Origin of the sequence: Streptomyces sp. NBC_00667, from assembly GCF_036226825.1 — a bacterium.
GTDB lineage: Bacteria > Actinomycetota > Actinomycetes > Streptomycetales > Streptomycetaceae > Streptomyces.
In genome coordinates, this window is sequence record NZ_CP109022.1 from 2,839,893 (window position 1) to 2,859,224 (window position 19,332).

General features: G+C 73.0%; 16 protein-coding genes. 4 read left to right on the top strand and 12 right to left on the bottom strand.

Annotated features, from left to right (window positions below; all coding sequences use genetic code 11):
* Nucleotides 1–12 precede the first annotated feature (12 nt).
* Complete coding sequence (locus OHA81_RS13245; protein ID WP_329195768.1) at nucleotides 13–690, bottom strand: response regulator transcription factor; 678 nt, start codon at nucleotides 688–690, stop codon at nucleotides 13–15.
* Between the two features lie 502 nt (nucleotides 691–1,192).
* Between OHA81_RS13245 and OHA81_RS13250 the strand changes: the two genes are divergently transcribed.
* Nucleotides 1,193–2,719, top strand: a complete 1,527-nt coding sequence (locus tag OHA81_RS13250) for a peptide MFS transporter (RefSeq protein WP_329195769.1) — start codon at nucleotides 1,193–1,195, stop codon at nucleotides 2,717–2,719.
* Nucleotides 2,720–2,800: 81 nt separating this feature from the next.
* Here OHA81_RS13250 and OHA81_RS13255 read toward each other — a convergent pair whose 3' ends face one another.
* The 9 genes from OHA81_RS13255 to hutU form a co-directional block, all read right to left on the bottom strand.
* Complete coding sequence (locus OHA81_RS13255) at nucleotides 2,801–3,151, bottom strand: hypothetical protein (RefSeq protein WP_329195771.1); 351 nt, start codon at nucleotides 3,149–3,151, stop codon at nucleotides 2,801–2,803.
* 126 nt (nucleotides 3,152–3,277) lie between these two features.
* Nucleotides 3,278–4,549, bottom strand: coding sequence for a hypothetical protein (locus tag OHA81_RS13260; protein WP_329195773.1), 1,272 nt, complete (start codon nucleotides 4,547–4,549; stop codon nucleotides 3,278–3,280).
* A 14-nt stretch (nucleotides 4,550–4,563) separates the two neighbouring features.
* Nucleotides 4,564–5,634, bottom strand: a complete 1,071-nt coding sequence (locus OHA81_RS13265) for a hypothetical protein (protein WP_329202237.1) — start codon at nucleotides 5,632–5,634, stop codon at nucleotides 4,564–4,566.
* Nucleotides 5,635–5,651: 17 nt separating this feature from the next.
* The gene (locus OHA81_RS13270; protein ID WP_329195775.1) at nucleotides 5,652–6,764 is read right to left on the bottom strand and encodes a hypothetical protein; all 1,113 of its coding nucleotides are present in this window, start codon (nucleotides 6,762–6,764) and stop codon (nucleotides 5,652–5,654) included.
* Between the two features lie 17 nt (nucleotides 6,765–6,781).
* Entirely contained in the window at nucleotides 6,782–7,474 is a 693-nt protein-coding gene (locus OHA81_RS13275; protein WP_329195777.1) for an LPXTG cell wall anchor domain-containing protein, read from the bottom strand.
* Nucleotides 7,475–7,623: 149 nt separating this feature from the next.
* Nucleotides 7,624–8,817 (bottom strand): imidazolonepropionase, encoded by a 1,194-nt coding sequence (gene hutI / locus OHA81_RS13280; protein ID WP_329195779.1) that lies wholly within the window; start codon nucleotides 8,815–8,817, stop codon nucleotides 7,624–7,626.
* Nucleotides 8,818–8,834: 17 nt separating this feature from the next.
* Complete coding sequence (locus tag OHA81_RS13285; protein WP_329195781.1) at nucleotides 8,835–10,175, bottom strand: formimidoylglutamate deiminase; 1,341 nt, start codon at nucleotides 10,173–10,175, stop codon at nucleotides 8,835–8,837.
* Nucleotides 10,166–11,356 carry an allantoate amidohydrolase gene (locus OHA81_RS13290; protein WP_329202239.1) on the bottom strand — a complete coding sequence of 397 codons (1,191 nt, stop codon included), beginning with the start codon at nucleotides 11,354–11,356 and terminating at the stop codon, nucleotides 10,166–10,168. The genes OHA81_RS13285 and OHA81_RS13290 overlap by 10 nt, the downstream gene beginning before the upstream one ends.
* Before the next feature lie 77 nt (nucleotides 11,357–11,433).
* Nucleotides 11,434–13,119: a urocanate hydratase gene (gene hutU, locus OHA81_RS13295; protein ID WP_329195783.1), complete on the bottom strand. Its 1,686-nt coding sequence runs from the start codon at nucleotides 13,117–13,119 to the stop codon at nucleotides 11,434–11,436.
* A gap of 104 nt (nucleotides 13,120–13,223) precedes the next feature.
* On the opposite strand from hutU, the gene OHA81_RS13300 reads away from it, so the two are divergent.
* Nucleotides 13,224–14,612, top strand: a complete 1,389-nt coding sequence (locus OHA81_RS13300) for a diaminopimelate decarboxylase (RefSeq protein ID WP_329195785.1) — start codon at nucleotides 13,224–13,226, stop codon at nucleotides 14,610–14,612.
* Nucleotides 14,613–14,704: 92 nt separating this feature from the next.
* Here OHA81_RS13300 and OHA81_RS13305 read toward each other — a convergent pair whose 3' ends face one another.
* Nucleotides 14,705–15,547 carry a MurR/RpiR family transcriptional regulator gene (locus OHA81_RS13305; RefSeq protein ID WP_329195787.1) on the bottom strand — a complete coding sequence of 281 codons (843 nt, stop codon included), beginning with the start codon at nucleotides 15,545–15,547 and terminating at the stop codon, nucleotides 14,705–14,707.
* A 145-nt stretch (nucleotides 15,548–15,692) separates the two neighbouring features.
* On the opposite strand from OHA81_RS13305, the gene OHA81_RS13310 reads away from it, so the two are divergent.
* Nucleotides 15,693–16,082, top strand: coding sequence for a hypothetical protein (locus OHA81_RS13310; RefSeq protein WP_329195789.1), 390 nt, complete (start codon nucleotides 15,693–15,695; stop codon nucleotides 16,080–16,082).
* 453 nt (nucleotides 16,083–16,535) lie between these two features.
* Here the strand turns inward: OHA81_RS13310 and OHA81_RS13315 are convergent, their stop codons facing one another.
* The gene (locus tag OHA81_RS13315) at nucleotides 16,536–17,921 is read right to left on the bottom strand and encodes a cystathionine beta-synthase (RefSeq protein WP_329202241.1); all 1,386 of its coding nucleotides are present in this window, start codon (nucleotides 17,919–17,921) and stop codon (nucleotides 16,536–16,538) included.
* Between the two features lie 131 nt (nucleotides 17,922–18,052).
* On the opposite strand from OHA81_RS13315, the gene OHA81_RS13320 reads away from it, so the two are divergent.
* Nucleotides 18,053–19,180: an SGNH/GDSL hydrolase family protein gene (locus tag OHA81_RS13320; RefSeq protein WP_329195790.1), complete on the top strand. Its 1,128-nt coding sequence runs from the start codon at nucleotides 18,053–18,055 to the stop codon at nucleotides 19,178–19,180.
* Nucleotides 19,181–19,332: the final 152 nt, after the last annotated feature.

A 19,332-nucleotide genomic window follows, 5' to 3' on the forward strand; every position in this document is an offset into this window, starting at 1 on the left:
CCGGCTCTTCGTTCAGCTCTTCTCGAAACGGAAGCCGACGCCCCGGACGGTCGCGATGTAGCGGGGGTTCGCGGCGTCGTCGCCCAGCTTCTTGCGGAGCCAGGAGATGTGCATGTCGAGGGTCTTGGTCGAGGACCACCACGTGGTGTCCCAGACCTCGCGCATCAGCTGGTCGCGGGTCACGACCCGGCCCGCGTCACGGACGAGGACCCGCAGGAGGTCGAACTCCTTCGCGGTGAGCTGGAGCTCCTCCTCGCCCATCCAGGCCCGGTGCGACTCGACGTCGATCCGCACCCCGTGGGTGGCCGGCGTCTGCGAGGCCTCGTTCGCACCGCGCCGCAGCAGGGCCCGTACGCGCGCCAGCAGTTCGGCGAGCCTGAACGGCTTCGTCACGTAGTCGTCGGCGCCCGCGTCCAGGCCGACGACCGTGTCGACCTCGTCCGCGCGGGCGGTCAGCACCAGGATCGGGAACCCGTGCCCCTCCGCGCGCAGTCGTCGGGCCACCTCCAGGCCGTCCATGCCGGGCAGGCCCAGGTCCAGGACGACGAGGTCGACGCCGCCCTGCAGCCCCGCGGCCAGGGCGGTGGGGCCGTCCTCCCGGACCTCGACCTCGTACCCCTCCCGGCGCAGGGCGCGGGCCAGGGGCTCCGAGATGGATGCGTCGTCCTCGGCGAGCAGTACACGCGTCATGTGGGTGATGGTAGTCCGCGGCGACCGGATCGTGGGCCAGCCCGGACACCCCTGCCGATCTGCGCTTATGGACTACCGGCCGCCTTCGAATATGGTCGAACGGTTCCCGGGCCGCCTGTGATCCATGTCTCAAGTCCTTCCATATGCGGCGGTGTCGTGTCGTATGGTGGCGAGACGCCTGATGCACTACCCAGGGGACCTTTGTGCCGAAAACGGCCGAGGGTCTCCCCTTCTGTCCTGGGTGGATCGGCAGCTTGATGCGTACACGTGTCAAGTGGTGCCCCGTCCGCCCCGGATGAAGTGAATGACCTAGGGGCCGGGCCCTCGCGTGAAGGATGCGCGCAGGGCGTGGATCCCGGTTACGGACCTTCCTTCGCTCCCACTTCGTGGGGCGGGACCCCGAGGCGTGGGGTGGGCGGTCCGTCGCCGGTGCCGGCCACCCCCCACCGGACGCTGTTGAGCTCACGAAGCCAGGCGCCCGAATCAAAAGCAAGGATCGACCATGGCTTCCAGCCTGACGAAGGAATCGGCGGCTCCGGCCGCCGAGAAGACCTTCTTCGGCCACCCCCGTGGCCTGGCCACTCTGTTCATGACCGAGATGTGGGAGCGCTTCAGCTTCTACGGCATGAAGGCCCTTCTTCTCGTTTACCTGATCTCGGGTGGCCCGGACGCCAAGAAGGGCAGCCTGGGCGGCGGCATCGGCATGGACGAGGGCACGGCGATCGCCGTCTTCTCCATCTACGTCTCCATGGTCTACCTGCTCGCCATGCCGGGCGGCTGGCTGGGCGACCGCGTCTGGGGTCCGCGCAAGACCGTGACGGTCGCCGCCGTGACGATCATGTCCGGCCACGTCATCCTGGCGCTCCCCGGACAGGCGACCTTCTACGCCGGTCTCGCGCTCGTCGCGATCGGTTCGGGCCTGCTCAAGGCCAACATCTCCACCATGGTCGGTCAGCTGTACAAGGACGCGGACGACCCGCGCCGCGACGGTGGCTTCACGATCTTCTACATGGGCATCAACGCGGGTGCCTTCTTCGCCCCGCTGGCGATCGGCACCGTGGGCCAGAAGGTCAACTGGCACCTGGGCTTCGCGATGGCGGCCGTCGGTATGGGCATCGGCCTCCTCGTCTTCCTGCTGGGCACCAAGCACCTGAACCCCGTCAGCTCGGTCGTCCCCAAGCCGCTGTCCGCCGAGGAGCGCACCTCGTGGCTGCGCAAGGTCGCGGTCTCGGTCGCCGTCGTGGCGGTCTTCTACACCGCCCTCGGCGTCGCCGGCATGTTCACCAAGGCGTGGGCGACCATCCCGCTCACCCTGGTCGGTCTGATCGTCCCGACCGCCGTGCTCGTGCGCATCAAGCGGGACAAGGAACTGGACCGCGGCGAGCAGTCGAAGATGACCGGCTACATCTGGTTCTTCGTGGCTGCCGCGGCCTTCTGGATGATCTACGACCAGGGCGCTTCGACGGTCCAGGCGTTCGGTGAGACGAAGGCCTCCGGCTCGCTGCTCGGCTTCGAGTTCCCCTCCTCGTGGTACCAGTCGCTGAACCCGGTCTTCATCATGGCGCTGGCCCCGGTCTTCGCCTGGATCTGGCTGTGGCTGAACCGCAAGGGCAAGGAGCCCACCACCGTCGGGAAGTTCGCCGCCGGCCTGTTCTTCATCGGCGTCTCGTTCTTCTTCTTCCTGCTGCCGGTCGCCATGTCCTCCAACGGCCAGCTGGTCAGCCCGATGTGGCTCGTGGGCATCTACCTGATCCAGACGGTCGGCGAGCTGTGCATCTCCCCCGTCGGCCTGTCGGTCACCACGAAGATGGCCCCGCGCAAGTACGCGTCGCAGATGATGGGCGTCTGGTTCCTGGCGGTGACGGCGGGTGACTCGATCACCAGCCTCCTGTCGGACCCGTCCGTCTTCGGCGTGGACCTCAACGGCACCGGTGCCGTGGCGATCGAGGCCACCTTGGCCACGCTGGCCGCCCTCGCGGTGTTCATGTACCGCAAGAAGGTCAAGGAACTCATGGGCGACGTGCGCTGACGCACCCTCCCTCGCACGTGGAGGGCCCGGCACACCGGAAGGTGTGCCGGGCCCTTCGGCCTTCCCGGACCGCTCCGGCGCTCAGGCGCCCTGCGTCTCGGACTTGAAGCCCACGAGGAACGACTTGAACCCGCAGCCCACCTTGGCCTTGCTTCCCGTCGGGGTCCAGTGGCTGTGGTAGGTGCGGCGGACGACGTGCTCGCGGACGCCCTGGACCGTGTCACAGATGATCACCGCGCGGTGCCGGGCGCCGGAAGGCAGCCGTCCCGAGCAGGCCGATGTGACGTTGGGGCGGCCCCAGCGGTCCATGTCGGCGGTCGCCTTGCAGGCGCCCTTGGCTGCCACGGCCGGTACGGCGACCGCCGGCGCGGCGCCGGCGATGCCGAACGCAGCAGCGGCGGCCACCGCCACGAGCACGGACGTGAATGTCATGAGCTGCCCCTCGTTCGCCGGTCCGGCGGATGAAAACCGCATATCCGCCGAACCGGACGCTAGCAAGCAGGAACGATCACCCCCAAGGGATCCCGTCGGGCATGACACGAAGGGCGGACAGCGGGGTCAGCGGTTGCCGCGCAGGCGGCGCCAGGGGGTGAAGGTGAAGACCGCGGCGCCGAGCAGGATGACCGTGCCGGCGACCAGGCCGAGGGCCTTGAGGCCGCCGCCGTCCTCCGCGCCCGTCTCGGCGAGGCCGCCCGAGGCGGCGGAGCCGCTGGTGGTGCTGCCGGTGGTGGACGGCGAGCCGGAGCCGCCGGGCTGGGCGGTGGTGTCCAGCTCCAGCGAGACGCCGCTGCTGGTGGCCTTGCAGGGGACGTTGATCGGCGTGGCACCCGGGGCCATCGTGACGTCGATCGTCAGCTGGTCCGGGCTGAGCGTCACCTTGCCGGTCTTGCCGGGCTTGTAGGTGCCGGTCATGTCGCTGAGGCTGACCGGGGCCTTGTCCGGGATCGGCTCCGCGTTGGCCGGGCCGGTGACCTTGACCGTGCCGCTGTCGGCCCCGCCGAGCTTGATGTCCATCGAGGGCTTGAGGGCGCCCGCCGGGAGGGCCATGGGGCTGGCCATCGCGCCCTTGGCGGTCTTGACGGTGAGGTCGTAGCCGCTGCCGTTCTTCTTCGCGTTGACGGTGACCGGGGTCTTGATGCCGCCGGGGACGACGGCGCCGCAGTCGAAGGCCACTTCGACGGGCTTGCCGGGGAAGTCGGTCTGGCCGCCGGTACCTCCGGTGCCTCCGGCGGTGGAGCCGCCCGTCGTGCCTCCGGTGGTCGTACCGCCGGTCGTGGTGCCACCGGTGGTCGAGCCGCCCGTGGTGCCGCCACCGCCCTCGGTGACCTTGATGGTGGCGCCGACCCCCGCAGCCTCCTGCGGGGAGCACTTCGTGATGAAGCCGCTGAAGTCCACGTCGTACTTGCCCGGCGTGATGGTGACGTCGCCCGCCTTGGTCAGCTTGACCTTGCCCTTCATGTCGGACATGACCATGGGGGCCTTCTTCGGGATGGGCGGGTTCTTCCGCTCCCCCTCCAGCTTGACCTCCGCGCTGAGCGCGCCGCCGAGCTTCACGTAGCCGGTGGGCTTGACGGTGTCCTTGCCCAGGTCCATGAGGTCGGTGTTGTTGGAGGCCGGTTTGACGGTCTTCCACACCACCTCGACCTCGTCGCCGACCTTCGCGGTGGCGGGCGCGGTGAGGGAGACGGTGGTGGTGCCCTGGACCGGGCCCCCACCGCCCGCGGGCGGGATGCACTCCACCTTGTAGGAGACGTCGGCCGCCTGGGCGGGGGCGGCCGCCAGCAGGATGCCCGCGCCGCCGAACAGCAGCGCGACAGCGGCCGCGCTCACCCTCCGTTGGGTCTTCACGAATGTCCCTTCGTCGTCGGACTGTTCTCAGACGGTGCGGATGTCTGCGGTGCACGTGGTGCGTGTGGTGCGTGTGGTGTCGGTGCTGCGGGTGGTGCGTCTGTTTCCGGCGCGGTGTCCGGGGTGAACCACGGCAGTACCGCCGTGGGGGCTTCGGCGGCCGCCGCCGTGGCGGCCGGGGCGGGGCGCGGGACCGGCGTGCCGCGCGGGCGGACCCGGTCGACGACGGCCATGCCGAGGCGGAAGACGGCCGTCGGGACCACCACCAGCAGCAGGGCCCAGAACAGCAGCACCCCGTACGGGCGCCCCACGCCCCAGGGCTGCGTGGCCACCACCTCGTCCCCGTACTTGAGCGAGACCGTGTAGTCCCCGTGCGCACCCGCGGCCAGGCTCACGTCCAGCCGGACCTCCGCCTTGCCGCCGGGCGCGATGGTGCCCTTCCAACGGGCCTCTTCCCACAGGGGCGCGTACACCCCGTGCGAGGTGCCGAGCTGGAAGACCGGGTCCTTGACCGGGGCGGAGCCGAGGTTGCCGACGGTGACCGTGAACTTCCGCGTGGGCGGGGCCCCGAACCAGGTCAGGACCCCGTCGTCGCCCTCCAGCCGGACCCCGGTGAGCAGTGCGAGGCGGCCCGTGCCGGACTCGGCGGGCAGCTCGGCCACGGGGTGGTCGGTGATCTTGAGCGGCAGGGCGACGGTGGACTGGTCCCCGTTGACGGAGGTCACGTTCACCACGCAGGGACACGGCTTGGGCGGCCCCACGACGGGGAGCCGCGCGGTGAAGTGCCCGTCGTCGCCGACCGCGACGGCCACCCCGTCGGCATTGGCGCAGCTGTTGGTGCCGCCGATCATGTTCTGTCCGCAGATCAGCAGCATCACCAGCGTCCCGGCCCGCCAGCCGGTGCCGGTGACGGTGAGGCCGGCGCCCTTGGCGGCCTCCTGGAGCGAGAGCGCGGCGGCGGGCTTGCCCTCCGCGGCCACGGCGGCCGGCGCGGCCGCAGGGAGCAGCGCCAGGGCCATCACCGCCAGCCCCGCCGTGAGCAGGGCCGTGATCCGGGCGCGGGCCATCCCGCCGTCGTGGGCGCTCACCTGGACGCTCCCGTCAACTGTCGGCTCCGCTCGTCCGGTCGGGGTGGGGGTGCGGGGTCCTCGCGGAGGTCCCGCGACCGGCGGTTGCGCCGGGTCCGTACGAGGAGCAGGGCGGCCGCGGTCGTCCCGCCGAGGGCGAGGAGGCCGAGGCCCGTTCGGGCGGCGGGGGAACGGGGCAGGCACCACGCGGAGGCGGCTGCGGTGGCCCGGGCGGCGCCGGGGGCGGTGACGGTGAGCGTGAGGCGGACGCGGTCGAACTGCGGGGCGCCGGGCCAGGGTTCGGTCAGCCCGATGCGCCGGCCGGGCAGCAGTTCCACGGGGAGGGCGTGCGGGGCGCGCCCGGGGACCTCGCCGAAGCTGCCGTCGGCGCGGACCGCGAGGGTGGGGGTGAGGGGGACGTTGCCCCGGTTGACCAGGGTGTACGTGATGACCTCGGCCCCGGCCCGGCCCCGTACGGCGACGTCCTCGACGGTCAGGGCCGCCACGGCCGGGCCGCCGACGCGCAGGTGGACCCGTACGGCCACCTCGCGGCCGGCTCGGGCCGCTTGGGCGACTTCGCCGGCTTGGGCGGTCTGGCCGGCTTCGGTGGCTTCGGTGACGACCAGCGCGGCCGGGTGGTCGCCGGGCGGGGAGCCGGACGGGAGGGTGACCGTGAAGGGCACGACCGCGCGCGCACGGGCGGGGAGCCGGACGGCCGCGCCCCGGCCGAAGCTGATCCAGGATCCTGCGCCGGAGCCGGAGCCGCCGTCCGGGCCGGGTTTCGCCGCGGGCCGTACGGCGAACGCCCCGTCGGCGGTGTCGTAGGCGTCGGCCCCGCGCAGGGTGACGGTGTGCTCCTGGTCGGTGGGGTTGGCCAGTGCCAGGCTGTCCTCCAGCACCGTGCCGGGGGCGCCGGCGAGGTAGAAGTACGGGCGTACGGCGGCGCCCGCACGGCCCGCGGCCGGCTCGGCGGTCCAGCCGGGTCCGTCGGCGGCGTCTACGGCGGCGGCCCGCGCGGGCACCCCGCCGAGCAGCGCGGCCAGCGTCAGGAGGGCGAGGCCCAGCCGCCCGGGGGCGCGACGCCGGGGCGGGAGCGGCCGGCGGGGCCGGCGGGCGTGGGGCACGGGCATGGGCGGGGCCGCTCCGTTCAGGGCCGGGTCCGCTGGACCCGCCGGCCCCGCCGGGTCAGCCAGAGCACGCCGGCCGCGCCGGAGAGCAGCACCGTGGCGCCGAGGGTGCCGAGCGCGATGGCGGAGTCGGCGGGGCCGGTCTGCGGGAGGGTGTCGGGGGCGGGCTCCTGCTGCGCCCCGCCGGCGGCCGTCACGTCGAGTTCCAGGGACGGCTTGGGGCTGTTGCCGGGGGTGCAGGTGGTGGTGGTGCCCATCGCCTTGATGGTGAGCACACCGGCGGTGAAGGTGACCTTGCCGCTCTTCTTCGGGGTGTAGGTGCCCGAGAGGTCGGAGATCTTGATGGGGGTGTCGGCGGGTACGGCCTCGGAGTTCGCGGGGCCGGTGACCGGTACCGACACCTTCTCGGCGCCGTCGGTCTGCAGGACGGCGCTGGGGTTCATCGCACCCTTGCCGAGCTCGATGGGGCTGGAGGAGACGCCCTTCTGGAAGGACATCGTCAGCTTGTAGGCGTCCCCGTCCTTGACGGCCTTGACGTCGATGGGTGAGACCGCCGACTTGTCCCCGATGGGGGTCTGGCAGTTGTACGCGACGTCGACCACGTCGGCGTGGGCCGCGGGGGCGGCCGCCAGCAGGGCGGCCGCCGATCCGGCCACCGCGCACAGCAGGGCGGGGACCGGTGCGAGCGTGGTGGAACGTTTCCGGTTGGACACCTTCGTCTTCCCCTCGGACCACAAGTTACTGACGCAACATCAGATCGGTGGCTCAAGGTACGCCCGGGGCCTTATGGAGGGAAGACAAAGGACGAGGGTGTTCGAGCGGGGCGCCGCACCGGTTTTCAGGCGGTGCCGCGCCCCGTTCCTCAGGCGGCGCGCACGCCCCGCTGCCAGACGGCGGAGACCAGCGGGACGCCGGGCCGGTAGGCGAGGTGGACGTGGCTGGGGGCCTCCAGCAGGGCCAGGTCGGCGCGGGCGCCGGGGGTCAGGACGCCGATGTCGGTGCGGCGCAGGGCGCGGGCGCCGCCGGCGGTGGCCGACCAGAGGGCCTCGTCGGGGGTCATCTTCATGTCCCGGACGGCGAGCGCGATGCAGAACGGCATGGAACTCGTGTACGAGGAGCCGGGGTTGCAGTCGGTGGACAGGGCGACGGTGGCGCCCGCGTCGAGGAGCCGACGGGCGTCGGGCCACTGGGCGCGGGTGGAGAACTCGGCTCCGGGGAGCAGGGTCGCGACGGTGGCGGCGCTCTGGGCGAGGGCGTCGACGTCGGCGTCCGTGAGGTGGGTGCAGTGGTCGGCGGAGGCGGCTTCGAGTTCGACGGCGAGCTGGACGCCGGGGCCGTGGGAGAGCTGGTTGGCGTGGATGCGCGGGATGAGCCCGGCGGCGGCGCCGGCGGTGAGGATCGCGCGGGCCTGGTCGCCGTCGAAGGCGCCCTTCTCGCAGAAGACGTCCACCCACCGGGCGTGCGGGGCGCAGGCCGTGAGCATGTCGCCGGTGACGAGGTCGACGTAGGCCGCCGGGTCGTCGGCGTAGTCCGGGGAGACGATGTGCGCGCCGAGGTAGGTGACCTCCTCGGTGTGCGCGGCGGCGATGCGCAGCGCGCGGGCCTCGTCCTCGACGGTGAGGCCGTAGCCGGACTTGGTCTCGAAGGTGGTGGTGCCCTGGCGGCGGGCCTCGTCGAGGTGGCGCAGCAGGTTGGCTTCGAGTTGCGCGTCGGTGGCGGCACGGGTGGCGGCGACGGTGGTGCGGATGCCGCCGGCGGAGTAGGCGCGGCCCGACATGCGGGCGTTGAACTCGGCGGTGCGGTCGCCCGCGAAGACGAGGTGGGAGTGGGAGTCCACGAAGCCGGGGATCACGGCCCGGCCGGCGGCGTCGAAGGCGTTGTCGGTGGCGGGTGCTTTGCTTGATTCACCGACCCAGGCGATGCGGTCGCCGTCGATGACGACCGCCGCGTCCTGGATCAGTCCGAGGGGGGAAGCGTCACCGAGGGAGGGGTCGTTCGTGACCAGGTTGGCGATGTTGGTGATGACCGTGGTGCTTGCGGTGTTCAGGGTGCTCATGGTGTTCAGGGGCTCCTTCAGCCGCGTACGGCCGCGATCGACTCGGCGAGGGCTGCGGGGACGTCCGGGACCAGGGTGTGCACCCCGTCCCGTACGAGGTGACGGCCGCCCACGACCGTGTGGCGCACGTCCGCCGCGGAGGCGGCGAATACGGCCGTCTCGGCGCCCAGTCGGGGCAGCGGCCCCGCGGTCCTGACGGAGTCCAGGGCGATCGTGGTGAAGTCGGCGAGGGCGCCGGTCTCCAGGCGGCCCGCGTCGGGGCGGCCGAGGGCGGCGTGACCGTCGGCGGTGGCGGCGGTGAGCAGGGCGTTCGCCGTCCAGTGGCCGCGGGTGCGGCTGCTGAGGCGTTCGTTCAGCTCCATCGCCCGGGCCTCCTCCAGCAGGTCGATCACCGCGTGGCTGTCGCTGCCGAGGGAGAGGGGGCTGCCCGCCTGCTGGAGCGGGCGGGCGGGGCCGATGCCGTCGGCGAGGTCGCGTTCGGTGGTGGGGCACATGCAGGTGCCGGTGCCGGTTCCGCCGAGGAGGCCGATGTCCAGGTCGGTCAGGTGCGTGTTGTGGACGCCGGTGGTGCGGGGGCCGAGCACGCCGTGTTCGGCGAGGAGCTCCGTGGGCGTGCAGCCGTGGGCGGCCTGGCAGGCCTCGTTCTCCGCCGTCTGCTCGGAGAGGTGGACGTGCAGCGGGGCCCGCTGTTCGTCGGCCCAGCGGGCCACCGTGGCGAGCTGGCCCGCGGGTACGGCGCGGACCGAGTGGACGGCCGCGCCGATCAGGGCGTGCTCGCGGGGGCGCAGGGCGCTGACGCGCTCGGCCCAGGCGTCGGCGGTGCCGTCGGAGAAACGGCGCTGGTGGGCGTTCGGCTCCTGGCCGAAGCCGGCGGAGAGGTAGGCGGTGTCCAGGAGGGTGATCCGGATGCCCGCGGCGGCCGCCGCCTCGATCAGGGCCTCGCCCATGGCGTTCGGGTCGGCGTAGGGGGTACCGCCGGGCGCGTGGTGGAGGTAGTGGAACTCGCCGACGTTGGTGATGCCGGCCAGGGCCATCTCCGCGTACACCGCCCGCGCCAGCGCGAAGTACGTGTCGGGGGTGAGGTTCTGGGCGACCTGGTACATGAACTCGCGCCAGGTCCAGAAGGTGCCGCTGCCGACCTGGACGAGGGAGCGCAGGGCCCGGTGGAAGGCGTGGCTGTGCGCGTTGGCCAGGCCGGGGAGGGTGAGGCCCCGCAGGGCCTGTGCGCCGCGCGGCGGGGCGTGGACGCCGCTGGCGAGCCCGGCGATCCGGCCGTCCTCGGACACCTCCAGGGCGACGCCCGGCTCGACGTGGGTGCCGAGCCAGGCGTGTTCCAGCCAGTACGTCTTCAACGGCACGCGAGACCTTCCAGTACGTCGGCGAGGGCGAGGACTCCGGCGACGCAGTCGTCCTCGGCGGCGAACTCCCGCGGCGAGTGGGAGACGCCGGTGGGGTTGCGTACGAACAGCATCGCGGTCGGGACGGCTGCGGAGAGGATTCCGGCGTCGTGTCCCGCCCCCGTGCCGAGGACGGGGACGGCCCCGCCCAGGATCCGGTTCAGTTCGTCGCGCAGCGCGTGCTCGAACTCCACGACGGGGGTGAAGGACTCCCGGACCACGGCCAGGTCGATGCCGTCCTGCTCCGCGCGCTCGTGGGCGGCCTTCTCGATGGCGGTGACGACCGTGTCGAGGGTGGCCTGGTCGGCGGCGCGGGAGTCGAGCCAGCCCCGTACGAGCGAGGGGATGGCGTTGACCCCGTTGGGCTCGACCGCGATCTTGCCGAAGGTGGCGACGGCCCCGGCGAGGGCCGCCTCGGTGCGGGCGGCCAGGACGGTCGCCGCGTACGTGAGCATCGGGTCGCGCCGGTCCACGAGACGGGTGGTGCCGGCGTGGTTGGCCTCGCCCCGGAAGTCGAAGCGCCAGCGCCCGTGTGGCCAGATCGCGGAGGCGATGCCGACGCGGTCACCGGACAGGTCCAGGGCCCGTCCCTGTTCGACGTGCAGCTCGACGAAGGCGCCGATCCGGGCGAGGCGCTCGGGGTCGGCCCCGATCGCGTCGGGATCGTATCCGGCGGCTTCCATGGCCCGGGGCAGGCTCACGCCCTCCCCGTCGCGGAGCGCGTGCGCCTTCTCCTTGGTCAGCTGCCCCGCGGTGAGCCGGGAGCCGACGCAGGCGAGACCGAAGCGGGCCCCTTCCTCGTCGCCGAAGTTGGTGATGGCCAGCGGCCTGGAGAACTCCGCACCCCTGTGGCGGAGTTCGTCCAGGGCCGCGAAGGAGGACACCACGCCGAGGGGGCCGTCGAAGGCGCCGCCGTCGGGGACGGAGTCCAGGTGCGAGCCGGTGACGACGGCGTCCCCCGCGAGGGGGTCGCCGAGCCAGGCCCACTGGTTGCCGTTGCGGTCCGTCTCGTACGTGAGCCCGCGGGCCAGAGCCTGCTCCTGGAACCAGGTCCGGCAGTCGGCGTCCGCGCCGGTCCACGCGTAGCGGCGGTACCCGCCCGTGTCCGCGTGGCGGCCGATGGGGGCGAGTTCGTTCCACATGCCGTGGAAGGAGCGGGCGCCGCCGGGCGCCGCCGGGGCCGGGGCTCCGGCGGCGCCGTGGTCGGGGGTGTGCGAGGTCACGCGTCGTCGCCCTCGCGCATCGGGACGCGCACGCCGCGCTCGTCCGCCACCGTCTCGGCGATGTCGTAGCCGGCGTCGACGTGGCGGATGACGCCCATGCCGGGGTCGTTGGTCAGGACGCGGCGGATCTTCTCGCCGGCGAGCTTGGTGCCGTCGGCGACCGAGACCTGGCCCGCGTGGATCGAGCGGCCCATGCCGACGCCGCCGCCGTGGTGGATGGAGACCCAGGAGGCGCCGGAGGCGACGTTGACCATGGCGTTGAGCAGCGGCCAGTCGGCGATCGCGTCGGAGCCGTCGAGCATGGCCTCGGTCTCGCGGTACGGGGAGGCCACCGAACCGCAGTCGAGGTGGTCTCGGCCGATGGCGAGCGGGGCCGCCAGCTCGCCGGAGGCGACCATGTCGTTGAAGCGCTCACCGGCCTTGTCGCGCTCGCCGTAGCCCAGCCAGCAGATCCGCGCGGGCAGGCCCTGGAAGTGGACGCGCTCGCCGGCCATCTTGATCCAGCGGTGCAGGGACTCGTTCTCGGGGAAGAGCTCGAGCATCGCCTTGTCGGTCTTGTGGATGTCCGAGGCCTCGCCGGACAGGGCCGCCCAGCGGAAGGGGCCCTTGCCCTCGCAGAACAGGGGCCGGATGTAGGCGGGGACGAAACCGGGGAAGGCGAAGGCGCGGTCGTAGCCGGCCAGCTGGGCCTCACCGCGGATGGAGTTGCCGTAGTCGAAGACCTCGGCGCCGGCGTCCATGAAGCCGACCATGGCCTCGACGTGCTTGGCCATGGACTCGCGGGCGCGGGTGGTGAAGCCCGCCGGGTCCTTGGCCGCGTAGTCGGCCATGTCGTCGAAGGCGACGCCGGTCGGCAGGTAGGCGAGCGGGTCGTGGGCGGAGGTCTGGTCCGTCACGATGTCGATCGGGGCGCCCTCGGCGAGCATCTGCGGCAGCAGGTCCGCCGCGTTGCCGAGCAGGCCGATGGAGAGCGGCTTGCGGGCGTCGCGCGCCTCGACCGCGAGCTGGAGCGCGTGCCGCAGGTTGTCGGCCTTCACGTCCAGGTAGCGGTGCTCGATGCGCCGCTCGATGGCGCGCGGGTCGACGTCGATGCAGATCGCGACGCCGTCGTTCATCGTCACGGCGAGCGGCTGGGCGCCGCCCATGCCGCCGAGGCCGGCGGTGAGGGTGATGGTGCCGGCCAGGGTGCCGCCGACCCCTCCCTTACCGATCGAATGCAGCTTGGCGGCGACGGCCGCGAAGGTCTCGTAGGTGCCCTGGAGGATGCCCTGGGTGCCGATGTAGATCCAGGAGCCGGCCGTCATCTGCCCGTACATGGTCAGACCGAGGTGCTCCAGACGGCGGAACTCCTCCCAGTTGGCCCAGTCACCCACGAGGTTGGAGTTGGCGAGCAGGACGCGCGGCGCCCACTCGTGGGTCTGCATCACGCCGACCGGGCGGCCGGACTGGACGAGCATCGTCTCGTCCTGCTTCAAGGTGCGCAGGGTGCGGACCATCGCGTCGTACGAGCGCCAGTCACGGGCGGCCTTGCCGGTGCCCCCGTAGACGACGAGCTTGTCGGGGTGCTCGGCGACCTCGGGGTCGAGGTTGTTCTGCAGCATCCGAAGGGCGGCTTCCTGCTGCCATCCCAGGGCGCTGAGCTCGGTGCCTCGCGCGGCACGTACGGGGCGGGGTCCTGACATGGCGGGTGCCTCCTCCGATGTTGGTCAATCCATTCACATCCTCGCTGCATGAATAGATCCAGTCAACAGCTGCGGGCCACCGCGCCGGATGATGGGATGCGGACATGGCTTGCGACAGTGCTTCCCAGAGGACCTCCGACGGGGCCTACGACCGGCCGGCGCACTCCGCCGCCCGGCGGCGCGACCTGGCCGTCAGGGCCGCCGTGGAACAGGGCCTGGTGGGCGGGGCGGAGACGGCGCAGCCGCTGGTCTGCCTCCTGGACATCGCCGGGATCCGCGCCGCCGCCCAGGCCCTGACCAGCGCGTTCGCCTCGGAGCTCGCGCCGGGCACGCCCGTCCTGCACGCCTTCGCGGTGAAGGCCGCCCCCCTGGTCCCGGTGCTGCGGCTGCTCGCGGACGAGGGGATCGGCTGCGAGGTGGCGAGCCCCGGGGAGCTCGCGCTGGCCCGGGCGGCCGGGGTGGCGCCGCAGGCCACCGTCCTGGACTCCCCCGCGAAGACGGTGGCGGAGCTGCGGGAGGCCCTCGCCCTCGGCATCGCCGTCAACGTCGACAACCGGCAGGAGCTGGAGCGGCTGGACGCCCTGGTGTCCGCGGCGCCGCCCCGCTCGCCGGTCGGCGTACGGGTCAACCCGCAGACGGGCGCCGGCACGATCGACGCGCTCTCCACGGCGACCGCCACCTCCAAGTTCGGCGTCCCGCTGCGCGATCCGGGGGCCCGCGCCTGGCTGGTGGAGGCCTACCGGGCCCGGCCGTGGCTGACCCGGCTGCACGCCCACTCCGGGTCGCAGGGCGTCCCGTTGGCCCTGATCGCGCAGGGCGTACGGGAACTGCACGCGCTGGCGCAGGAGATCAACGCCGCCGTCGGCCGGCGCCAGGTCGACACCCTCGACATCGGCGGCGGCCTCCCGGTCAACTTCGCCTCGGACGCCACCGCCCCGACGTACGCCGAGTACGTGACGGCGCTGCGGGAGGCCGTCCCCGCCCTGTTCGACGGCGGCTACGGCCTGGTCACCGAGTTCGGGCGGTCCCTGTTGGCCGAGCAGGGGCTGATCCTGGCGCGGGTCGAGTACACGAAGGCGACGGGCGGCCGCCGCATCGCGGTGACCCACGCGGGGGTGCAGCTGGCCACCCGCACGGTGTACGCCCCGGCGTCCTGGCCGCTGCGGATCCTCCCGTACGACACCAAGGGCATCCCGCTGACCGGCCCGCCGCTGGCCCAGGACATCGCGGGCCCGGCCTGCTTCGCGGGGGACCTGCTGGCGACGGCCCGGGAGCTGCCGGAACTGTCGCCGGGCGACCTGATCGGGGTCCCCGACACCGGCGCCTACTTCTTCACCGCCCACTACGGCTACAACAGCCTGCCCCGACCGGCGGTCCACGGTTTCACCCTGACCGCCTCCGACGACGTCCGCTTCGCCCTGGCCCGGCCGGCCCAGCCGCCGGCCTCACTCGTCGAGGAGGCGGGGGGCGGGCAGCGGGACGCGCTGCTGTGAGGGGGGCGGGGTTCCGTGGGGGGCGGGCCGCTGGGTGACGCGGGGGCTCCCTTCCCCCACTCCCGCCCCACGGACGCCGGGGCTCCCTTGCCTCACTCCACGAACAACCCCCGCGACGCCGCCCGCGCGTCGAAGGCCTCCAGGCGGGACTGGGCGTCGGGGAGGGCGTCGGCCATGGCCTCCAGGAGGACCCGGCCCAGCAGCATCGGGGCGCACGCGGTGTCGAAGGCCAGGCCCGTGCCCACCGGGGCCGGGATCAGCAGGTCCGAGTGGCGCGCCACCGGGGCGAAGGCGGAGTCGGCGACCGTCACCACGGTCAGCCCGGCCGCCCGCCCGTGGTCCAATGCCTCGACCACCTCGCGCGGATGCCGGGGCAGCGCGAAGCACAGCATCGCCGAGGCCCCGGCCGTCACCGCCGCGTCGATCCGGTCGGCGAGCATCGAACCGCCCTCGTCGAGCAGCCGTACGTCCGGGTGCACCTTGGCGGCGAAGTACGCGAAGCCCCTGGCCTGCGAGGACGCCGCGCGCAGGCCCAGCACCGGCAGCGGGCGGGACCCGGCGAGCAGCCGGCCCGCCTCCTGGACGGGGGCGGGGTCGGAGAGCATGGCCGAGAGCCTGCGCAGGTTCTCGATCTCCCCCTGGACGGCCTGCTGGTACTCGTTGTACGGGTCCTCCCGGCCGCCCTCCGGCCGCTCGGCCGGGGCCACCTCGCGCAGGTGGCGGCGGAGCGCCGGGTACCCGTCGAAGCCGAGCGCCACCGCGAAGCGGGTCACCGACGGCTGGCTGACCCCGGCCAGTTCCGCGAGCTCCACGCTCGACAGGAAGGGCACTTCCGCGGCGCCCCGCACCATGCAGTGCGCGATCCGCCGCTGGGTCGGCGTCAGCCGGTGTCCCTCGAACAGCTTCTGCAGCCTCGCGGCCGGGCTGTCGCTCATCCCGTCCCCTCCGTCCCCGTACCGGTGAATATTCAGTCACCGAGCACTCTGCATGTGGTTATGCAGGACGGCAAGCCGCGGGCCGCTCCGCGAGACGGGGGCTAGCCCCAGTGCCGGGGAGCGCGGGGGTTCCTACGGTGGGCGCATGGAGCGCCAGGAGCTGAAGAAGGAACTCGACGCGACGTTGGACGCGCGCCGGGAGCTGGGGTCGGAGTACGAGGCCGCGCTGGTGGACTCGTTCGTCGACAAGATCCACACGCAGGTCAGACGCCGACTGGCGGAGGACCGGCTGGCGACGGCCCGCGGCGATGACCCCGCCGGGTCCTCGCTCGACGTCGGCGGCTTCGGTGAACGGTTCGGATTCGCCGTCATCACGCTGGTGCTGGCGGTCCCCCTGACGGCCATCGCCGCCGCCCAGGCCCACCTGGCCGGACTGCTCGTCGCCTGGGCGGGCGTCGTGGCGGTGAACTTCGCCCACACCACCAAGCGGCTCCCCCGCCGCGGCCGCCCGGCGGGGGCCGGCACGGGCGCCTGACCCGCGGGGGCGCACCCCGCGGGTCAGGCGCGTGGCGCCCCGGAACCGAACCGGGCCCCGGAAAAGAGGAGAGCGCGGGAACCGCCGCACCCCCGGTTGCCCGGGGGGCGGGACGACGGCGGTTCCCGCGCGGGACACGGGCCGGGTCAGGGCCGTCCGCGTCCATGGCGTTCACGCGGTCCGGGAGCCGCTCCGGAGGTACGCCAACGCCGTTCGGTGGTGCCGGCCGGGGCTCTTGCCGCTCCCCTGCCGACAACCACCACTGTGCCGGAGCCGTGTTAAGCCGGTGCTGCCGTCACGTGTCGGGCCCGTACCGATCGGGCGACGGGCCGGACGAGGGACGACATCGGCCGGGCCGGCGGCCGGGCACACAGCCCGACCGACAGCCCGGCCGGCCCCCGGCGGCCGTCACCCGGCGAACCGCTGACCGCTGACCGCTGACCGCTGACCGGCCTACTTGCCCGACTTCGCGAGGAACGCGAGCAGGTCCTGGCGGCTGACGACACCCGTCGGCTTGCCCTCCACCAGCACGATCGCCGCGTCCGCCTCGCCCAGTACCGCCATCAGCTCGGCCACCGGCTCACCCGAGCCGACCTGCGGCAGCGGCGCGCTCATGTGCTTCTCGAGCGGGTCGCCCAGCGAGGCCCGCTGCGCGAACAGCGCCGCCAGCAGCTCCTTCTCGACGACGGAGCCGATCACCTCGGCCGCCATCACGTCCGGGTGACCGGCGCCCGGCTTGACGATCGGCATCTGCGAGACGCCGTATTCGCGCAGCACCTCGATGGCCTCGCCGACCGTCTCCTCGGGGTGCATGTGGACCAGGGACGGGATGCCGCCCTCCTTGTCCGCGAGCACGTCCCCGATGCGCGCCGAGGGGCCCGCCTCTTCCAGGAAGCCGTGCCCGGCCATCCACTCGTCACTGAAGATCTTGCTCATGTAGCCGCGGCCGCTGTCCGGCAGCAGGACGACGACGACGTCGTCCGGGCCCAGGCCCTCGGCCGCCTTCAGGGCGGCGACGACCGCCATGCCGCAGGACCCGCCGACGAGCAGGCCCTCCTCCTTGGCGAGGCGGCGCGTCATCTGGAAGGAGTCCTTGTCGGACACCGCGATGATCTCGTCGGTGACGTTCGGGTCGTAGGCGGTCGGCCAGAAGTCCTCGCCGACGCCCTCGACCAGGTAAGGACGGCCCGAGCCGCCCGAGTACACGGAGCCCTCCGGGTCGGCGCCGATGACCTTGACCTTGCCGCCGGACACCTCCTTGAGGTAGTTGCCGGTGCCCGAGATCGTGCCGCCCGTGCCGACGCCGGCCACGAAGTGGGTGATCTTCCCGTCCGTCTGCTCCCACAGCTCGGGACCGGTGGTCTCGTAGTGCGAACGGGGGTTGTTCGGGTTGCTGTACTGGTCGGGCTTCCAGGCGCCCGGCGTCTCGCGCACGAGGCGGTCGGAGACGTTGTAGTACGAGTCCGGGTGCTCGGGATCGACGGCGGTCGGGCAGACGACCACGTCGGCGCCGTACGCGCGCAGCACGTTGATCTTGTCCAGGGACACCTTGTCAGGGCAGACGAAGATGCACTTGTAGCCCTTCTGCTGGGCCACGATGGCGAGTCCTACACCGGTGTTGCCACTGGTCGGCTCCACGATGGTGCCGCCGGGCTTGAGGGCACCGCTCTGCTCGGCGGCCTCGATCATCCGGACGGCGATCCGGTCCTTCACGGATCCACCGGGATTGAAGTACTCGACCTTCGCAAGGACGGTGGCCTGCAGGCCTTCGGTCACACGGTTGAGCTTCACCAGCGGGGTGTTGCCGACGAGGCTGATCATCGAGTCGTGGAATTGCACCATGTTCTCCAAGGAGGGGACTCCACGGGTTCTCCGGGAGGTCCGGCCAGAGTATGCGGAAAGGGATTGGCTGACCGGCTCTACGGGGCAGGAAGGTCATCGGGACCGGCAGGAAAGCGAGGTGCCCAACGGTGTCCAGGGCGAGGACGGCCCGCCGGATCGCGGCGGGCGCGGCGTACGGAGGGGGCGGCCTCGGGCTGCTCGGAGTCGCCACGGTGGGGCTCGTGCTGGCGGAGGTCCAGTTCGCCAAGCGCACGGTGGGCACCGGCCTGCCCGATCCGCCCCGCGCGGACGGGGTGTACGGGAGCGAGTTCGGTGGTCCCGAGCTTAGTCCCGGTCCGCTGCGGCTGGGCATGCTGGGCGACTCCACGGCCGCCGGTCTCGGAGTCCGACGGGCACGGCAGACGCCGGGCGCCCTGCTGGCCTCGGGCCTGGCGGCGGTGGCCGAGCGGCCGGTGGAGCTGCGCAACGTGGCCCTGTCGGGAGCGATGTCGGACGACCTCGACCGCCAGGTGGGCCTGCTGCTGGACGGTGACGCCCCGGCTCCCGACGTATGCGTGATCATGATCGGCGCGAACGACGTGACCCGCCGGATGCCGCCCACCCAGTCGGTCCGGCTGCTGACCGCGGCGGTGCGCAGGCTGCGGCTGGCGGGCGCCGAGGTCGTCGTCGGCACCTGCCCGGACCTGGGCACGATCGAACCGGTCTACCAGCCGCTGCGCATGCTGGCCCGCCGGGCTTCGCGCCAGCTGGCGGCCGCCCAGACGATCGGCGTGGTCGCGCTGGGCGGCCGTACGGTGTCGATGGGCGACCTGCTGGGCCCGGAGTTCGCGGCGAACCCGCGCGAGATGTTCGGCCCGGACTCCTACCACCCGTCGGCGGAGGGGTACGCGACCGCCGCCATGGCCGTCCTGCCGACCCTGTGCGCGGCGCTGGGGCTGTGGCCCGGGTCGGACCGCCTCGACGTGTCCCGCGACGAGGACCTGCTGCCGGTGGCGAAGGCCGCCTCCGCCGCGGCGGGCGAGGCGGGCACCGAGGTCACCCCGGCGCGCGGCCCGTGGGCCCTGCTCAAGCACCGGCGGCGCCGGCGGGTCCCCGAGTCGGAGCCCATCGGCCAGCCGGCCGAGCCGGCGGAGGTGGCCGGTACGGGCGTGACGGGCGTAACGGGCGGGGCCACGGGAAGTACGGGAACCACCGGGAGCACAGGAGCCACGGGGGCCACCGACAGCACGGACGACGCCCCGGTTTCCAGCCCCTGATCCCGCCCTGCCCCGCCGCCGGGCGGGATGCCGCGGGCGCGGCCGTCCCCCCGGCTCCCCCGGCCCGCGGCGCCGGTGCGGTCCTCATCACACCGCGAGGCCGGTGACCTCGACGGTACGGGCCGGTAACTTCACATGCTGGTCCGGTACGA

Coding starts and splice junctions, on each gene's coding strand:
- hutU (WP_329195783.1), bottom strand. CDS start 13,119: ATGTCAGGACCCCGCCCCGTACGTGCCGCGCGAGGCACCGAGCTCAGC.
- hutI (WP_329195779.1), bottom strand. CDS start 8,817: ATGAGCACCCTGAACACCGCAAGCACCACGGTCATCACCAACATCGCC.
- OHA81_RS13265 (WP_329202237.1), bottom strand. CDS start 5,634: ATGGCCCGCGCCCGGATCACGGCCCTGCTCACGGCGGGGCTGGCGGTG.
- OHA81_RS13310 (WP_329195789.1), top strand. CDS start 15,693: ATGGAGCGCCAGGAGCTGAAGAAGGAACTCGACGCGACGTTGGACGCG.
- OHA81_RS13250 (WP_329195769.1), top strand. CDS start 1,193: ATGGCTTCCAGCCTGACGAAGGAATCGGCGGCTCCGGCCGCCGAGAAG.
- OHA81_RS13255 (WP_329195771.1), bottom strand. CDS start 3,151: ATGACATTCACGTCCGTGCTCGTGGCGGTGGCCGCCGCTGCTGCGTTC.
- OHA81_RS13290 (WP_329202239.1), bottom strand. CDS start 11,356: ATGTGGAACGAACTCGCCCCCATCGGCCGCCACGCGGACACGGGCGGG.
- OHA81_RS13270 (WP_329195775.1), bottom strand. CDS start 6,764: ATGCCCGTGCCCCACGCCCGCCGGCCCCGCCGGCCGCTCCCGCCCCGG.
- OHA81_RS13245 (WP_329195768.1), bottom strand. CDS start 690: ATGACGCGTGTACTGCTCGCCGAGGACGACGCATCCATCTCGGAGCCC.
- OHA81_RS13300 (WP_329195785.1), top strand. CDS start 13,224: ATGGCTTGCGACAGTGCTTCCCAGAGGACCTCCGACGGGGCCTACGAC.
- OHA81_RS13305 (WP_329195787.1), bottom strand. CDS start 15,547: ATGAGCGACAGCCCGGCCGCGAGGCTGCAGAAGCTGTTCGAGGGACAC.